Raw genomic sequence first — 18,644 nt, forward strand, 5'->3', positions numbered from 1 at the left:
TCACGAATACGAATCATGACATTTAAAGAATTAGGAATATCTGATAAACTTATAAAAGGATTATCAGAGTTGAATATAAAAAGTCCGACCAGGATTCAAGAACTGGTAATTGGTCATTTAATGCAAAATACTGGAGACTTGGTAGCACAAGCTCAAACCGGAACAGGCAAAACCGCAGCCTTTGGATTACCAATTTTAGAACGAATTAACCCTAAAGATGATAAGATTCAGGCAGTGATTTTATCTCCTACCAGGGAGCTAGCACAGCAGATTAAACATCAATTATTCAAATTCACCAAGTTTTCCGACCAGATTTTTATGGAAGTAGTTTTTGGTGGAGAGAAAATTGATAAGCAAATTCAAAATCTTAAAAGGCCAACCCAGATTTTAGTGGCTACTCCCGGGAGGCTTAATGATTTAATAAGGAGAAAAGCTGTTGATATCCGAGAAGCGAAATTAATGGTATTGGATGAAGCAGATGAGATGTTGAGTATGGGTTTCAAAAAAGAGTTGGAATTCATTCTAAGCACCATAAAACATAAAAAAGATATTTGGCTGTTTTCTGCTACAATACCGACAGACATTAAGTATATTATTAAGCAATATTTGGATCCTAATGCCAAACAGATCAAAGCATCTGGCAATGAATTAGTGAATGAAAAGATTTTGCATCAATATGTTCCTTGCGACTCTGATGAAAAAATGATGGTCTTAGATTATTTCCTGAAAACCCAGAAAAATGAGAGAGGTATTATTTTCTGTAATACAAAGAATTCTGCTAGAGCGCTTCATGAACAATTGAATGCAAGAAAAATCTCAACAGGTATATTAGAGGGCGATATGCATCAGAAGGATAGGGATAAGGAAATGAGAGCTTTCAAAAGTAAAAAGATTGATATGCTGATTGCAACAGATGTGGCTGCAAGAGGAATAGATATTGCGAATTTGGCTTTTGTAGTTCATTATGAAATTCCAAAACAAATAGATTATTATATCCACCGAAGCGGTAGAACGGCACGAGCTGGTAAAACTGGAATCAGCATGGCGCTTTGTACAAAAAATGAAGTAACACAAATCAAAAAGGTGCAACAAGAGCTGGGGATCAAAATCAAACAGGTGCCATTTGGTTAAGTTATTGCCCTTTGCACAGTATTAAAAGACAAGAAGATTTAAAGTTTTCCTGATCCTATTCTCAAAATGCCCTAAGGATAAAAATACTGTTTAAAATTGTTAGATATTGAAGAGAAATGAAAAATTCCATTCTTATTATTGTTATGGTAGTCCTGGTAGCTTGTTCGACAAAAGAACAGCGGCAGGAAAGTCTAATTCAGAAAGGCTATCAATCATTAGAAAAAGGCCAAACCAAACAGGCATTTAATTACTTTGAAAGCGCGATTGATCTAGATAATAAGAATCCATCTGCTTGGAACGGTCTAGGAGTAACTCATTATCAGAATGGACATCCTTATGAAGCTATTCAAGCATTTGAGAAAGCTTTGCAACACAAGCCTGATTATATAAGGGCCTATTATAATAGGAGTAATGCTTTTTATCAAACAGGTGAATATTATAGAGCACTAGATGATTTAGAACCTGTCTTAAAGACTTATAAGGATTCAGCATTCGCCCATTTAGCAAAAGGATTAGCCCTAGTGGGACTAAAAAAATATGAACAGGCAGAAGAATCATTCTCGCAGGCTTTAGAGATAGACGCAAAAAACGCGGAAATTCATACGAATTTAGCAGCTGTTGCCTATTATCAAAAAGAATTTGAAGCCGCTATACAATACCTTGATAAGGCATTAGAATTGAATCCTAGTGAATCAAATGCATGGAATCTGTTAGCATTAGTTCAATCAGAAAAGAGCGACTATGAAAAAGCACTTGCATCAGTCAATAAGGCCATAGATTTGCAACGGAATCAACCTTACTTTTTAAACAATCGAGGTTACATCTATACGTTCTTGGGTGAATTTGACAAAGCTTACGCAGATTTGAGAAAAAGCATAGTAGCAGATGAAAAAAATCCATTTGTATATAGGAATTTAGGTATTTTAGCTCTGAAAAAAGAGGATTATGCAGAAGCAATTAGGCAATTAGAAAATGCATTAAGTAAGCGGATTGATCTGCCTTCCACACATTTTTACCTAGGGGAAGCTCTAAGATTAGATAACCAACTTGAAAAGGCTTGTATCGCATACAAAGAATCAATTGAACTTAATGACCAGCAAGGAATAGCGGCATTCGAGAAATACTGCAATGAATAGTATTCAAAACCGCTAACTACTCGGATTAAAACAATAAATTTCTTACTTTTGCCCAAAATTTATCCATTAAAATGAGCCGATTAGGCTATTGCCTGATAAAATTTTATTACTATTTGATTAGAAATTTTAAGTAGTAAATTTTAATAGTATTCATTATTAGATACAGTATAAGATATGTTCGATAATCTCAGTTATAAGTTAGATCGCGCCTTTAAAACTCTGAAAGGTCAGGGGCAAATTACAGAAGTAAACGTAGCAACTACTGTTAAAGAAATTAGAAGAGCATTGGTCGATGCTGATGTGAATTTCAAAGTAGCAAAGGAAGTTACTGATAGAATTAAGGAAGAGGCTTTAGGACGTGATGTATTAATATCAGTTTCACCTGGTCAACTCTTGGTAAAGATTACCCAAGAAGAGTTAGCCAAAATGATGGGGGAGAAGCAAGAGGATATCAGTATTGAAGGATCACCTGCCACTATTTTAATTTCAGGTCTACAAGGATCGGGTAAAACTACTTTCTCAGGAAAGCTCGCCAACCGTCTTAAAAAGCAAGGTAAGCAAGTTCTTTTGGCCGCTTGCGATATTTATCGACCTGCCGCCATAGATCAATTGAAAGTTTTAGGAGAGCAAATAGGAGTTGAAGTTTATGCTGAGCCTGATAATAAAGATGCCGTTAAAATCGCAAATAATGCTATAAAGTATGCTAAAGCCAATGGTAAAAGCATTGTTATAGTCGATACTGCGGGTCGTTTGGCGGTAGATGAAACCATGATGAAGGAGATTTCAAGCTTGAAAAAAGAGCTTAAACCTTCAGAGACCTTGTTTGTAGTAGATTCAATGACTGGTCAAGATGCAGTAAATACTGCTAAGACCTTTAATGAGCAACTTGATTTTGATGGTGTTGTATTGACTAAATTAGATGGTGATACGAGAGGTGGTGCTGCGCTATCCATTCGAAATGTAGTTGAAAAACCCATAAAATTTGTTAGCAGCGGTGAGAAAATGGATGCCATAGATCTCTTCTATCCTGATAGGATGGCTCAAAGGATTCTCGGTATGGGAGATGTTGTTTCTTTGGTTGAGAAGGCACAGGAAACCTTTGACCAAGAAGAAACTGATCGTCTGTCGAAGAAAATTCGCAAAAATCAATTTGATTTCGAAGATTTCTTATCTCAGTTGCAGCAAATTAAGAAAATGGGGAATGTAAAAGATCTATTGGGTATGTTGCCAGGCATGGGAAAACAAATCAAAGATTTGGATATAGACGATGATGCATTCAAACCTGTAGAAGCTATTATTCGATCCATGACAAAAGAGGAAAGATCTAATCCTGAGTTAATGAACGCAAGCAGAAAACAAAGAATTGCAACGGGTAGTGGAACTTCAGTACAGGAAATCAATAATTTGCTTAAGCAGTTTAAGGATATGAGAAAGATGATGAAGACTATGAATAAAATGAGCGGAAGCAAAAGAGGTTTAGCAGGTTTTAACCCTTTTGGAAAATAAATATTCGGTAGGAACCTTTTTCTTACATTGATTTAAGGAGCTTTTTTGTTTAGCCTGATATTACAAATTTAGTAGTATCAGGCTATTTTTTTGTCCATAAATAGGTAAGCAGCTTATATTCAACAGTATAGCCTATTGTTGTTCGGTTATATTTTATTTAAATCAATAGTTTAGTCGAAAAGGTATTAAATTAATATAATGATTTCTTGTTTTTAAGAGTAATATTTTATTAAATTGACACTTCAATGAAAATAGCATAAACTGCTGATAACTAATGTGTTTTGACTATTTAAAAAAACTATAAAACTTTTTATCATTAATAGCATTATTTTTAGACTGGTATTTGTGAAAAACTATTTCAACTATTGTATTTCTATTACCCTATTAAGCCTATTGCTTATATTGATGGTTCAACCAGCCAATGGTTCAGCTTTACAAGCTTCTGTCTTTACAGCCCAATCTGCAGCGATTGGATATTTATTTGTTAATACTCCGGAAAACATTACTGACATTATTCAGTCAATTTTTATCTTATTGTTAAGTGTAGGAATCTTTGGCATCGCATTTAGTTTTATCAGCTTGGGTTCCAAAAGGATTAGAAGGCATAATGATTACCTAGAATCACTGGTGAAGGACAGGACGAAAACGCTAGAGGAAAAGCATAACCAATTAAAATTGCAAAATGAAGATTATAGGGAGGCAATCGCACTTATTCAAGAACAGAAAGAAGAGATTGAAACTGCTCAACATGATGTATTGCAGAAGAATAAAGACCTAACCGAAGCATTTGAAGAAATACTATCTCAAAATGAGCTTTTAGATTATGAAAGAGCTAAACTTGAGCAAGCCAAGCGAATTATTCAAAGCCAGAACACCAAACTATTAGGTATTGCGCGTAGTTTAGATCAGCAAGTTCAAGATAGGACAAAAGAATTATCTCACTCAAATAATTTACTTTTAGAGAAGAATAAAGAGCTTGATGAATTCATCTATAAATCCGCTCATGACTTAAGAGGGCCGATTGCTCGATTCAAAGGCTTGAGTCAACTGATTCAGATGGAGTATGATCAGAAAAGTGATATTAGTGCTCATTTGGAACATCTCAATCATTCAGCAAATCATATGGACAATATGCTGAAAAGGTTAAGTAATGTTTATGAAATTAGTGCTCGACCTATAACACCCCAAAAAATTAAAATAGACTTAATTCTTGATACAGTTTTTGACCGCTTAAAAGGAGAAGAAAATCTAGACGCTGTTACAGTAGACGTCAATAACACTGTAAATCACCCTATTCAAATTGACCCTAGCTTGTTGCATTTAATTCTCAAGAATCTGATTGGAAACGCTGTGCGATTTCATGATCCTTTGAAGCTAAAAAGGTGGGTTAAAGTTAACATTGAAATTGTTGATAAGAACATGGTTATCAATGTGAAAGATAATGGAATAGGAATCAAAAAAGAGCAGAAAGAAAATATATTTGATTTATTTTATGTGGGCTCTGAACTCCCTAAAGGTCCTGGACTAGGTTTGTACATATGCAAAATAATCACCAAAAAGCTGAATGGAAATATTACCTTGAACTATTCAGATATTGAAAAGGAAACTGAATTTAAAGCTTCAATTCCAATCAAGGCTTAACTTGTTTTCCCAAAATCATTAAATTGGTTAATTCATTTGAATTATGACTAAAACAAATTGATATGATAGCCCTCTTTAAGCACCTGATGATATTTAGTTTTATCAAATTTATAAACTATAGGGGCACGATTGTTTGAACCCATTCTTTTTTCTTTTGTATCTATTATAATATTCAGGCTTAGAATTTTCCTTCTGAAGTTTCTTCTATCTATCTTCTTTTGCAATATGGTTTCATACAAAGCTTGTAATTCAGGCATAGTAAATTTTTCGGGTAATAAATTTATACCAACAGGTTTTTGATATAAATCCTGATTAAGTCTAACGTAAGCCCTCTTAATAATTTCCTCATGGTCTAACATCAGCTCAGGTAGTTCATCCAAGGAAACCCATTGGCATTTTTCAGAAAGAAAATCAGGTTCAGGTTTATTTACCTTTGAATATTCAACTAATGCATAATATCCTATAGATATAAATCTATTTTTAAACCATCCAAGCACATCTTTATCTAAAACATCATTTGAAATTAATTGCTCAATATGGGAAGTTTGAGACCTTTCTGGGTCAGTAAATACATGAAATTGCTGTTGATATATGCCCTCCAAACCAGTTCTATCTTTTAGCACTTTATCAGCTGCTATTGTTGCGCTCTGATTATTTTCAATAAAACCACCTGGCAAAGCCCACAAATTCAAGTGTTTTAATTTTAACATTAAAACTTTCAACTGATTCTGATGAAATCCAAATACTACACAATCAACAGATACTGAGGGCACATAATCTGAAAAATCCATATAAACTGTTTTAATCTTTAATAAAATTTCATACTATTGTGTAATAATGACACAATAGGATTTAAAATCATATGATAAACTCAAATTTATCATTATTATTTTATCCAGTAATCTAACATCATAACTATGGAGAAAAAATTGTTTAACATTAAGCCAAAACTGAGACCATACAAGATATTCATTTTTGTATTGCTCAGCGGTATTGCTTTTTCTTGTTCAACTCCAGAAGAACAGAATGAGAAAAAGGAATTTGACATCTCTTCTGTGATTGAAAAAATGTCTGTGGAAGAAAAAGCTCGATTAGTAGTAGGTACTGGTATGTATCTTCCATTACCAGATTCTATAAAGGCCATGATACCAGAAGGCCTTAGAAAAGAATTAGACACCACCACTGCTTATGGTAAAATGGTGACTAAAATACGCCAATATTTGCCAGGTACTGCAGGTGTAACGGCTGAATTTCCAAAATATGGAATTACGAGTCAGACATTGGCTGACGGTCCCGCAGGATTAAGGATATCTCCTGTAAGAGAAGGGAAGGAAGGGACTTTTTATGCCACTGCTTTTCCGATTGCTACTGTTTTGGCATCTACCTGGGATACTGACCTAATTGAAAATGTTGGACAAGCCATGGGGGAGGAAGTTTTGGAATATGGTGCTGATATAATCTTAGCTCCAGGTTTGAATCTGCAGCGTGACCCACTTAATGGAAGAAACTTCGAATATTATTCTGAAGATCCACTGGTTACGGGTAAAATGGCATCTGCCATGATCAATGGAATTCAATCTAATGGAGTTGGGACTTCGATTAAACATTTTGCGGTTAACAATCAAGAAACCAATCGTTTATCTGTAAATACAATCTTAAGTGAACGAGCTTTGCGCGAAATGTATTTAAAAGGTTTTGAGATAGCGGTTAAGGAAAGTCAACCCTGGACTGTCATGTCTTCATATAATAAAGTAAATGGACTATATACTTCAGAAGACCCTGAATTATTGATAACTATATTACGAGATGAATGGGGTTTTGATGGATATGTAATGACCGACTGGGGCGGAGGAAGTGACATTGTAGCCCAATTAAAAGCAGGAAATGATATGATTCAACCCGGTTCACCTGAACAAATTCAGGCTGTTGTTGAGGCTGTTGAAAATGGAGAATTAGAAGAGAATATTTTAGACACCAATGTTGAAAGAATATTATCAGTTATGGTAAAAACTCCTCGTTTCAGGGGTTATGAGAATTCAAACAAACCTGATTTAGAGGCTCATGCTGCAATAACACGCCAAGCTGCTACAGATGGTATGATCCTACTTGAAAATAAGGATAATGCGCTTCCATTTGAATCTTCTGTTAAAAATATAGCAGCATTTGGTGCCAATTCTTATGATTTTATATCAGGTGGTACAGGAAGTGGTGATGTTAATGAAGCCTATACAATTTCACTAATTGAGGGTTTGCAAAAAGCTGACTATGAGATTGATGAAGAATTAAAGGATATCTATGATAATTATATTAAAAAGACACGAGCAAATCAGCCACCACCAGAAAATCTCTTAACAGCACTATTGGGAGGAAAACAACCCATTCCAGAAATGGAATTAGATGAATCAATCGCTAAGGAAATGGCTTCTAAGTCAGATATTGCTTTGATTACTGTAGGCAGAAATGCTGGTGAAGGAGATGACAGAAAAGCGGAGGCTGGAGATTTCTATTTGAATGATAAAGAAAAATCAATGATTGAAATGGTTACTAAAGCTTTTCATGCCGAAGGTAAAAAAGCTGTTGTAATCTTAAATATCGCTGGAGTAATTGAAACGGCTAGCTGGAAAAATATTCCGGATGCTGTGTTATGCTCATGGTTACCGGGACAAGAAGCTGGAAATTCGGTGGTAGATGTTTTAAGCGGAAAAGTAAATCCATCAGGAAAATTAGCTATTACATTTCCAACTACTTATGAAGATGCTTCTACAGCTAAGAACTTTCCTGGAAGTAGTGTAAAAGGCGAAACGGATGATAAAGAAGATGAATCAGGATTTTCTTTTATGAAAAGAGTGCCTTGGGAAGTGATTTATGAAGAGGATATTTATGTTGGCTACCGGTATTACCAGACTTTTGATGTTCCCGTTTCCTATGAATTCGGATATGGAAAATCATATACTTCATTTGAGTATAGTAACTTAACTTTAAATACTGATTCCTTTATAGATCAACTGGAAATTACCGTTGACATCAAGAATGCTGGACAGCTTGCGGGTAAAGAAGTAGTTCAAATTTATGTGAAAGCTCCTTCCGATCAATTGGAAAAACCAGAATCGCAATTAATTGCCTTTGGAAAAACTTCATTATTGAAACCTAATGCTAGCGAAAAATTGAGCTTTACAATAGCTGCAAAAGACCTAGCATCCTTTGATGAAACAAATTCAAGATGGTTGGTAGAAAGTGGGGAATACACAATCCGAATAGGTGCTTCTTCTCAAGACATTAAATTGACTGATAAATTTTTTGTGAAAGAAGATATTACAGTCGAAAATGTGAATAAAGTAATGACTCCAAATAGGGACATAGAATTGCTAAGACAATAGTTAGTTTAGTTTTATAGATTGGTTTTAAGGCAGTAACTTTTTTAGGGTACTGCCTTTTTTATGGCCTTGCTTTAAAGGGATTAGACGGATAAATCTGTCTCATTCTTAATGGTTATGGCAAAGGCTATCATTAAGACGATGTACTAAGCCAACAATGAAAACTTAGAGTTCTCAATGAATTTAAGGCTTTGGTTGACAAACAGTTGGAACGAATGGCTTCAGTGGTTTTGTCAGTTATTTTTAGCTCACTTAATGCTAAAATTTATCTTGATTTAAGATAAATGTAGCAGTTAGTCCCATTAACAAACCGACCTACTAAACCAAAAGTATAATTTAAAGTGATATTACTTTAATTATTTACCTATATAAAATAGAATAAGTTTTTTTATTCATTTCCTTTTACATAAATTACTCTTTATAATAATTTAAACATTACAAGGCTGTAATTTATCTCGAAGTGTATCGAAAAGTAATTATTCTAATATTTTACTTCATTTCTTTTAGTTTCTTTGAAGTTAGGAGTGAAGAAAATCATGCTATATTTGAAGAGGGCTTTTCAGAAGTGAACAAGGGTTCTAAAAATGAACATACTGATCAAATTTTTGCGTTGAATTGTCCCTCCAATATAATTCAATCGGTTACAAGTGCCTGTGAAAAATCAGTCTCTTGGCCAGCACCAACATCAGATAATACGGATGTAGTAGAAATTATCTCAATACCCGCTTCTGGCTCCTTATTCCGCTTGGGACAAACTACCGTAGAAGTTCAAGGTAAAAACAGTTCAGGAGATATAATTGAAACTTGCAGCTTTACTGTCACTTTAAATTTAAGCAACCCGTATTCCTATATATTTCCAGATGTGCAATGCGCACCGAGTCAGACAATAACTTTACTCAATAGTTGTAACAGAACAGTAAGCTGGACGGAACCCACCTCGCCATGTTCGGAAATAACATTTACCAAAACTGCTGTTCCTGGAATTACCCAATTTAATATAGGTGAAAACGAAGTTTTTTACCGAGCAAATCTAAACGGGGTTGAAATTGCTTCTTGTAGCTTTACCATCACCTTGGTTGATAATATTCCTCCAGTATTTGAGAGTTGTCCAAGCAATATAACATTAGATGCTAATGAAGATTGCCAAGCCGTTGCCGATTGGACTGTTCCAGAAGCAAGTGACAATTGCGGCTTTGCACCCAATTTAACTACTAATTTTGAACCGGGTAGCATTTTTCCGATAGGAACTACTGAAGTGGTCTATACGGCAACTGATGAAGGTGGCAATACTGTTGAATGCTCATTTGATGTCATCGTAGAGGATAATACTGCACCAGAATTCCTTAACGCACCCACGGAGATACGAATTTCTGCCAATGAGATCTGTCAGGCAACACCCACTTGGACTGAGATAAGTGCAGTCGATAATTGCAGTGCTGATGTTACCATTAATAGTAACTTTTCTTCGGGCGAAATTTTTGATCTGGGTGAAACTGTGGTTGAATATACAGCAGAAGATGAAGCAGGAAATGTGCAAACTACCTCTTTTAATGTCATTGTCGAGGATGATACTGCTCCAGCTTTAGATGCAGGTACTTGCCCAACAAATATTACTGTTTCCGCAGCAACAAACTGTGAAGGAATAGCAACGTGGGATGCACCGACTTTCAGTGATAATTGCAATAATTTTCAAATAAGTTCTTCCCATGATTCTGGAGATGCATTTCCTTTTGGAGATACTCAAGTAACCTACAAAGCCACTGATGCCTCAGGAAATCAGTCGTTATGTAGTTTTACAGTCACTGTTGAAGATGATACTGCACCGCAAATTTTAGAGCAACCTGATGATATTTTCATTTCTGCTGCGAATGATGCCTGCGAAGCTTCAGTTACTTGGGATGAGATTATTGCAGAGGATAATTGTAGTGAGCAGCTAAGTATTGCGACAAATTTCAATTCTGGAGATTTGTTTCCTTTGGGCGAATCCGTTGTTGAAATTAGTGTCAAAGATGAATCGGACAATGAAACAATCTCTTCATTTAAAATTACAGTTGAAGATAATACGGGTCCTGAAGTACGTAATTGCCCATCCGATATAACTGTTTCAGCCGTAGCTAATTGTCAATCATCAGTAAATTGGATTCCGCCCTCTTTTTTAGATAATTGCGATTCAGATGTAACTTTAACTTCCAGCCATGAACCAAGAGCCCAATTTCCAGTAGGCATAACAGTAGTTTCATATACTGCCACTGATAATGCTGGTAATACAAGCACCTGTAGCTTTAACGTTATAGTTGAAGATGATGTAGCACCATTATTTACAAATTGCATAGCAGATATTCTACTATCAGCAAATGATGATTGTGAGCAAATTGTAGAATGGGTGACTCCAGTAGTCTCTGATAATTGTGATCCCGAGGTTAATTTAGAAAGCGATTTTACATCCGGTGATTCCTTTCCTGTAGGAACAACGCTGGTTACCTATACTGCTGCAGACGAAGCAGGTAATACGAGTGTTTGTTCATTTAATGTAGTGATTGAGGACAAAAGTGCTCCTCTAGTAAGCTTTTGTCCAGACGATCTTAAGATTAGTACCGCGGAAAATTGCGTTGGAATGGCTCAGTGGGATGAGCCTGTCTTCGAAGATTGCTCTAATCTTGACATCAGCAGTAATTGGCAACTAGGTGATGAGTTACCAGTTGGCTTCACCACTATTGAATACACAGCAACAGATGAAAATGGATTGGTTGCTACTTGCTCATTTGAAGTTGAAGTTTTAGATCAAACTGTACCAGAAGTGTTGAATTGTGTAGAGGATATAACTGTTTCGGCTTCGGATAACTGTAATGCGATTGTGGAATGGGAGGAGCCTACCGCCAATGACAATTGTTCCACTGTCATTATCAGTTCAAATTACGAATCCGGAAGTTCATTTCCTTTTGGAATCACTACTGTTGAATATGAGTTTACGGACGAAGAAGGTAATAGCAGTTTTTGTATTTTTGATGTAAACGTTATTGATGAATCTGAATTAATAGTGAGTAACTGCCCAGAAAATATTGTTATAAGAGCAGATAATAATACTGGAACTACCGCGGTGACATGGGAAGAGCCAACAGCAACAACAGCATGCTCTGATATTGTGGTAAACGCCAGTCATGAGCCAGGAAGTTCTTTCGATGTAGGAACTACTATAGTTCGTTATAATTTTACTACAGAAGCTGGTAAAAGCAGTGAATGTAGCTTTGAAGTAACAGTAGAGCCAATTTTGCTGGAGATAAATTTCAATAAATTGATGACCCCTAATGGTGACGGTAATAATGACTCGTGGATAATAAGCGGTATAGAGAATTTTCCAGATAATGAAGTAATTATAGTTGATCGGTGGGGAACCGAAATCTTTTCTGCGCAAGGTTATAACAACGAAGAAGTGGTATGGAAAGGAGAAAATAGAGGCGGAGAACTCGTACCTAGAGGTACTTACTATTATTTCATTTCCGTGAGAAATGATCAAGATGGCATCCAAAGAAAAGGATTTTTAGAAGTGTTGAGATGAAATTGATACTGTTTGATAAAATATTTGATAACATACTATACAGCGACAATTTAATTATTGTGAATAAAATTGAATTACACATAAAGAATTTGCTGCTTACTCTGACAATTATTGTTGGGTCAGCAACTCTTGGGTATGCGCAACAAGGTGTACAGTATACTCAGTATATGTACGATGGCTCTCTCATTAATCCTGCATATGCTGGTGCAGAAGATGCATTAAGTATTTCTTTATTGCATAGAGATCAGTGGAGTGGGCTAGAAGGAGCTCCTCAATCACAAACCTTTTCATTGCATACACCACTTAAGAGTCCGAAGGTCGGAACTGGGCTATTTCTCCACAGAGAAAGTATTGGAGTTCATCAAAACCTGACCATCGCTACGAATTTAGCATATCACTTACCCTTGGGCAATAACAGATATTTTTCGTTCGGACTTAAAGCAGGTATGATAAATGTTAGATCAGACTATCAGTCTCTGCAAAACGGGAATCCTGACCCTTCTGTAAATGATGAGCTCTTTTCAGGTACAGATTTCAATGCCGGTTTCGGGTTTTATTATAAAAGCAAAAAGTTTGAAGCAGGCTATTCAATTCCTTCTATTGTGAATAGATCAATTAATGTTAACGATTCTGTAAGCTTAGATCCTATTAATCTTAATCACCTTCTATTCAGTCAATATCATATTCCTGTAGGAAAAAACTTAGTCATTAGCCCCGGTATTTTGTTAAAATATTTACAAGGTATTCCAGTAAGCTACGATCTTAATTTACTAACTACTTTCAAAAATGTTATAACTGCAGGAGTTTCATATCGAAAGCAAGAATCTGTTGATTTCCTAGTGAGGTTCAACCTTACACCTCAATTTCAAATGGCTTATGCCTATGATTATCCTATTGGAAATGTCAGCAGGCTTGCTCAGGCCTCCAATGAGATTATGCTGCGGTATATTTTCAAATTCAGATATGAAAATGTGAATTCACCACAATGAAATTGATTAAAAAGTCATCTAAAATGCTTATTTTCAGTAAATTAAAGATTTTATTGGCGCTAATTTTTCTTTCGATTAGTGCGTATTCATTTGGGCAAGAGTCTGTGTTTACTGCCTTAAATAAATCAATAGTAGATGCTGATAAAGCTTTTATTTCAAAAAATTATAGTACAGCCCTGAGCATTTATGAAGATATTGCATTGGATGATAATGCTCCTGAAAACATTGACTTACGCCTGGCTAGGAGTTACTTTTTCACTTATCAATATGATAGAGCTGTTAAGTACTATCAGCAGCACAAAGAAACCAATTTGGAATTTCCAGTAGAAGACTACTTTTATTTTGCTGAAGCACTATTATCGATTGGCAATACAATGGATGCGCTAGAATACTTTCAGATTTGTCTGGATAAGAAGCCTAATAATGACCTATATGCGAGTAGAATTTGGAGGCTAAGCAATTTATCGTATTTGTATGAAGACTCCCTAAAAAACATGGCGCATAGGGCTAAGCTCAATACCAATAAAAGTGAACTTCAAATGCTCCAGTTTTCTGAAAAAGAAGTCTATTTAGTGAGTAATCAACCGCAGGTGGAGATTATTAAAAAAGTAGATTCTAAAGAGAATTCCTCTTTTTATAATTTGCAGAAAATTGAAACTTACGAGGATCCCTTTTCAATAGTCGCTTTAAATTATGAAAATGCGAAGCCTATCGGTAAAAGCCTGAAAATCCCTTTTCATGTATCAGCTATCAATAGTTTTGAGGAGGGAGATCATATGATTTATGCCGCATCTTCAAAACAAAAAAATGTGAAAGGTAATTATCCTTTACAGTTATATTTTGCTGAAATTAAAAGAGGTAAATGGACTAGAACTGCAGCTTATGAACATAATGATCTACTTTTTGATATGTCAGAACCCTCTGTCAGCAATGATGGTAAGCTATTAATTTTTAGTGCGAACTTTGACAGCGGGCTAGGTGGTAAAGATCTCTATAAATCAATAAAAACAGAGGAAGGCTGGTCTAAACCTGAAAATTTGGGCGATCGTATTAATACTGAGCGTGATGAACGCTTTCCCTTTCTTCAAGGCTCTAATCTATATTTTTCCTCAAATGGCCATGCTGGCCTTGGCGGATTTGATTTATATAAATCAAAATTAATTGATAATCAGCTAGGGGAAATTGAGAACTTAGGTTATCCAGTTAATTCTAATTATGATGAGTTATCTCTTAGCATTGACAGTTTGGGTCAACAAGGATTTTTAAGCTCTAATAGGCAAAATGGGGGCTTTGATTTTGATATTTTTGAGTTTGCCCTTGACTTGCAAATATATCCTCTTGCAGTAGAGGGGATAGTGAAATTTATTGAACATAATTGGATGGACTCATCTGAATTAGAAGTATTGTCTAATGTTGCTTTGGAGCTGATTGATAGAACAGGAAACAATGTAGTTGCGGAAACGATGACTGATTCTAGCGGAAAATTTAATTTAAAAGTTCCGTATTACAGCAAGTACAAAATCAGAATTCGAGGAGAAGATTTAGATGGATTTGTAAGTTTTGAGGTTCCAAAATTTGCGAAACAAGATTTAAGCTACGAAATCGTGGTGGTAAATGATGATTTTAAAAATAGTTTGAGGGAAGAAAATGAGTAATGTGAATTTTGAACACTGTAGAAATGCTCCCCATCTTTTAATAGTTACAATATTATTTGTACTGACGTTATTTGTCCATTCACATGACATATTTGCTCAAAGCAATCAAGTTATTCAGGTGAAAGCTTTTTCAGAAGATCTTACTGTATATCCAAATCTCAGCCTATCTATTAATAAAGGCGAATTTGTAAATCTTAATGATAAAGGGATGGTATTTGTTAATTTGAAATCTTCAGATCTTCCTGTGCAATCAATTAAACCAAGAGATGAGTCTTTGGAGGCAGCTTCTTGGAACTTGAGTAAAGGTGTTTTAGAAGTGATAATTCGTAAAAAAAGCTATATCGACAAGCCTATTAAGATTATTAGTAGCAATGGAAGTGGAATAGAAGGAATTGAAGTGCAATTTAGGGGAGACAAAAGCATTAGCAAACAAACAAATTCAGCCGGAATTATATCAATCCCTCTCGGTTTAAATGAAAAAATTAAAAGTCCTGACCAGTTTAAAATTCCGGGCTATGATATTTTGAAGTTCAGTAATGAAGAGTTGGTCTTAATCTCTGTTGAAAAGATAACATCTAAAGTAGAAGCAGCACCACAGATAGTTGAAAAACAGTCCAACCAAAATAGAGCAAAAAAAGAAACAGGTTCATCATTTCTGCAAATAGATACGATTAACTCTTTACGTTCATTTTACAACCTGTTAAATACTATTCAAAGGGAAAATTTAAGTCAGAATGATCAGCTACAATTAGATCAAAAATTTGATGAGCTGCTTACGAATATTACTAAAGGGAATAATGCTGACTCTATTGATTTATTGGCACAAATTTCAGACACCACTATTGTAGAAAATGATATTAACAAAATTTTTCAACAAGTAATGAAAGACAATACCAGTATGTCTAAACAACGGCTGGCTTTAGAAGAAAAGATTCAAATGGTCATAGATAAGCTAAATGCAGGCTTTGAAAACATGTCCGAGGAATCAAAAGAAAATTTGCTTGATGACATAGAGGAACTTGAAAGTACATTGAGAAACAATAAAAATGAATTGAATGAAAATTTGAATAATTATTTACGAGTCATCAATGAATTAAAGAGACGATTTTTTGATTTGCAAGAACTTGAAAGCCGACTGTCTGAAAGCGAGAGAGAACGTAAAAAAGAGCGAGAAATATACCGGCAGAGGTTACTGATTACCTTAGGAATAGTATTGCTTTTTGCATTTCTAATTATCCTGCTCTTTTATTTCCGGTCAAGGCTAAAAAGGCAAAAAGCTGCTTTAATTGAGGCTAATAAGGTCGTGAAGCTGACGAACGAAAATTTAGAAAATATAGTGTTTGAAAGGACTTTTCTTTTGCATAAAACATTTAAAGAGTTAGATACAGTTTTATATAAAGCCTCACATGATTTACGAGCTCCGCTCAGTTCTATAGCGGGAATTAGTGATCTGATAAAGCGAGAGACAAATAATAATGAGCTTACTGGTCTGCTATTCAAGACTAATAAAAGAATGGATAAGCTCCTCAAGAAACTAAGCACAGTGAGTGAAATTCATCAGCCAGGTGAATTTGAGCAGTTTGATATTAACATCATTTCTAATCAAGTGATAGCTTCCTTTAGTCAAACTATTAGGGAACGAGGAATTAAATTCACCTCAAATATAGACGCACAAGATAAAGTATTGAGTATTCCCAAGCTATTTGAAGTGATTTTATTCCATCTGTTGGAAAATGCATTATTCTTTAGTTGGATTGATAATGAGAAGACAGGTGAGGTTGACCTGAAGGTCTCCATTCAAAATGATAATATTGAAATTTCTGTTACTGATAATGGGATGGTTATAGATAATTCCATTAAGTTTAAAATATTTGAAATGTTCTACGTGGGGAGTGAATACTCAGATGGAAATGGTTTGGGCCTGTACATAGTCCAAAAGTCGGCAGAGCTTTTAAATGGGACAGTAGAGGTCAATACTAATTCTCAAGGAGGGACAAGGTTCATTGTGAAATTGCCTACAGATGGAAAGGGGAGTAATACACTTGAATTTTTAAGCAGCTTAAATGTTTAATTTATGAAAGTACTAATAAAGAAATCATAAAAATCACAGTTACAACTGAATAGAACCTCTTAATTTTAAGGTTCAAGTTAATAAAAAAAATATGTTTAACGGAGCAGCATTTCCGAAACCTTTGGAAGAGTCTACTTTTGAAGAGTGGTTTAATATTGGTAGGGCAAGCAAAATTGGATATAAGTATATGCTAGTCATTTGGGATAACTACGATGATGAATACCAAGCGGTATATGTAGAAGAGCGTGAGAGCATACATAAATATGAGCGGTATGAAAGCTCCACTGGCCGTGAATCGCTCGTTGCGGCTTATGATTTGTATTCAGAAAGTAGAGTAGCATAGATGACTGACTCAAGCTATGTTTTCGATCTCCTTATTGTAGGAGCTGGCCCCGCCGGATTTGCTTGTGCCTATCAGCTTAGGAACCAAGATTTAAAAATTGCGATTATAGATCAGGCTACTTTTCCTCGAGATAAGATTTGTGGAGATGCCCTCAGTGCTGATGTGGTCAATCAGCTCTATAGAATGGAGGAGTCTTTGGGGGAAAAATTTGAGAAATTTGCTGAGAAAATAGATTCTCACGGAGTCAGATTTGTGGCTCCTAATCATACTAGCCTAGCAATTAATTACCAAAATCCCAATCAAGGAAATGCAGCAGGTTACATAAGTAAACGACTTGATTTTGATCATTTTCTTTTTCAAGAGATTGAAAATCAGTCTAATGTTGAAATATTTCAGGGCGAAAAAGTACTTGACATACTAAGTTCTTCGGATGGCATTGAACTGAATACGGCTACAGCAAAGTTCAGTGGATCCATTATTGTTGGGGCAGATGGTGCGCATTCTATAGTGAATAGAAAACTTGGCAATATCAAAGTAGAGAAAGACCACTATTGCGCAGGAATTAGACAATACTATGAAGGGGTTTCCGGTTTCCATGAGGATCAACATATTGAACTCCATTTTTATAAAGAACTATTGCCCGGCTACTTCTGGATATTTCCCTTGCCTAATGGACAAGCAAATGTAGGCTTGGGCATGTTATCTAGTGAAGTAAGCAAAAGGAAAATTGATTTGAAAAAGGCTTTAACTGACCTTATTCAATCTAAACCACACTTAAGGAATCGGTTCAAAAATTCAATCCCTCTTGAAAAACCTCAAGGTTTTGGTTTACCCATTGGCTCCAAAAAGAGACCTATTTCCGGAGACCGCTTTCTATTGTTAGGTGATGCTGCGAGCTTGATTGACCCATTTACAGGAGAAGGTATTGGTAATGCTCTAAGAAGCGGGAGAATTGCTGCTGAATATATCATTAAAGCATTTGAAAATCAGAACTTTACTTCTGATGCTCTCAAGCAATATGATAAGATGATTTATCATAAAATGTGGAATGAATTGCGTGTTAGTCGACAGCTACAAAAGCTATTGAAATACCCCAGACTCTTTAACTTTGTTGTGAAGCAAGCGAATAATAATTCCTCAGTCAGAACACTCTTAACTTCAATGTTGGACAATGTGGATTTGAAAAAGGAGTTGGTGAAGCTGGGGTTCTACCTAAAGCTTTTGTTTGGAGATATTAGATAG

General features: G+C 35.4%; 12 protein-coding genes. 11 read left to right on the forward strand and 1 reads right to left on the reverse strand.

The genetic code is table 11. From position 1 onward, the window contains the following. Positions 1-15 precede the first annotated feature (15 nt). The 4 genes from B9Y84_RS02745 (at position 16) to B9Y84_RS02760 (ending at position 5,414) form a co-directional block, all read left to right on the forward strand. Entirely contained in the window at positions 16-1,131 is a 1,116-nt protein-coding gene (locus B9Y84_RS02745) for a DEAD/DEAH box helicase (RefSeq protein ID WP_085515561.1), read from the forward strand. Between the two features lie 116 nt (positions 1,132-1,247). Then, positions 1,248-2,267: a tetratricopeptide repeat protein gene (locus tag B9Y84_RS02750; RefSeq protein ID WP_085515562.1), complete on the forward strand. Its 1,020-nt coding sequence runs from the start codon at positions 1,248-1,250 to the stop codon at positions 2,265-2,267. Between the two features lie 174 nt (positions 2,268-2,441). Then, complete coding sequence (ffh, locus tag B9Y84_RS02755) at positions 2,442-3,773, forward strand: signal recognition particle protein (protein ID WP_085515563.1); 1,332 nt, start codon at positions 2,442-2,444, stop codon at positions 3,771-3,773. A gap of 345 nt (positions 3,774-4,118) precedes the next feature. Then, on the forward strand, positions 4,119-5,414 hold the full coding sequence (locus B9Y84_RS02760; protein ID WP_139827926.1) for a sensor histidine kinase: 1,296 nt from the start codon (positions 4,119-4,121) through the stop codon (positions 5,412-5,414). A gap of 47 nt (positions 5,415-5,461) precedes the next feature. Here B9Y84_RS02760 and B9Y84_RS02765 read toward each other — a convergent pair whose 3' ends face one another. Further along, positions 5,462-6,205 carry an NUDIX hydrolase gene (locus B9Y84_RS02765; protein ID WP_085515565.1) on the reverse strand — a complete coding sequence of 248 codons (744 nt, stop codon included), beginning with the start codon at positions 6,203-6,205 and terminating at the stop codon, positions 5,462-5,464. 126 nt (positions 6,206-6,331) lie between these two features. Here B9Y84_RS02765 and B9Y84_RS02770 point away from each other — a divergent pair, with 126 nt between their 5' ends. From B9Y84_RS02770 to B9Y84_RS02800, 7 genes are all read left to right on the forward strand, one after another. Further along, positions 6,332-8,791, forward strand: a complete 2,460-nt coding sequence (locus B9Y84_RS02770; RefSeq protein ID WP_085515566.1) for a beta-glucosidase — start codon at positions 6,332-6,334, stop codon at positions 8,789-8,791. A gap of 457 nt (positions 8,792-9,248) precedes the next feature. After that, the gene (locus B9Y84_RS02775; RefSeq protein ID WP_085515567.1) at positions 9,249-12,344 is read left to right on the forward strand and encodes an HYR domain-containing protein; all 3,096 of its coding nucleotides are present in this window, start codon (positions 9,249-9,251) and stop codon (positions 12,342-12,344) included. Next, on the forward strand, positions 12,341-13,333 hold the full coding sequence (locus B9Y84_RS02780) for a PorP/SprF family type IX secretion system membrane protein (protein ID WP_085515568.1): 993 nt from the start codon (positions 12,341-12,343) through the stop codon (positions 13,331-13,333). The genes B9Y84_RS02775 and B9Y84_RS02780 overlap by 4 nt, the downstream gene beginning before the upstream one ends. Next, positions 13,330-14,988 carry a tetratricopeptide repeat protein gene (locus tag B9Y84_RS02785; protein WP_085515569.1) on the forward strand — a complete coding sequence of 553 codons (1,659 nt, stop codon included), beginning with the start codon at positions 13,330-13,332 and terminating at the stop codon, positions 14,986-14,988. Before B9Y84_RS02780 ends, B9Y84_RS02785 begins: the two co-directional genes overlap by 4 nt. A gap of 1 nt (position 14,989) precedes the next feature. Then, positions 14,990-17,059 carry a sensor histidine kinase gene (locus tag B9Y84_RS02790; RefSeq protein ID WP_176223685.1) on the forward strand — a complete coding sequence of 690 codons (2,070 nt, stop codon included), beginning with the start codon at positions 14,990-14,992 and terminating at the stop codon, positions 17,057-17,059. Between the two features lie 91 nt (positions 17,060-17,150). Further along, positions 17,151-17,402: a hypothetical protein gene (locus B9Y84_RS02795; RefSeq protein WP_085515571.1), complete on the forward strand. Its 252-nt coding sequence runs from the start codon at positions 17,151-17,153 to the stop codon at positions 17,400-17,402. Next, positions 17,403-18,644 carry an NAD(P)/FAD-dependent oxidoreductase gene (locus B9Y84_RS02800; RefSeq protein ID WP_085515572.1) on the forward strand — a complete coding sequence of 414 codons (1,242 nt, stop codon included), beginning with the start codon at positions 17,403-17,405 and terminating at the stop codon, positions 18,642-18,644. It abuts the gene before it with no gap.

The organism is Marivirga sericea (genome assembly GCF_900177665.1).
Lineage (GTDB): Bacteria > Bacteroidota > Bacteroidia > Cytophagales > Cyclobacteriaceae > Marivirga > Marivirga sericea.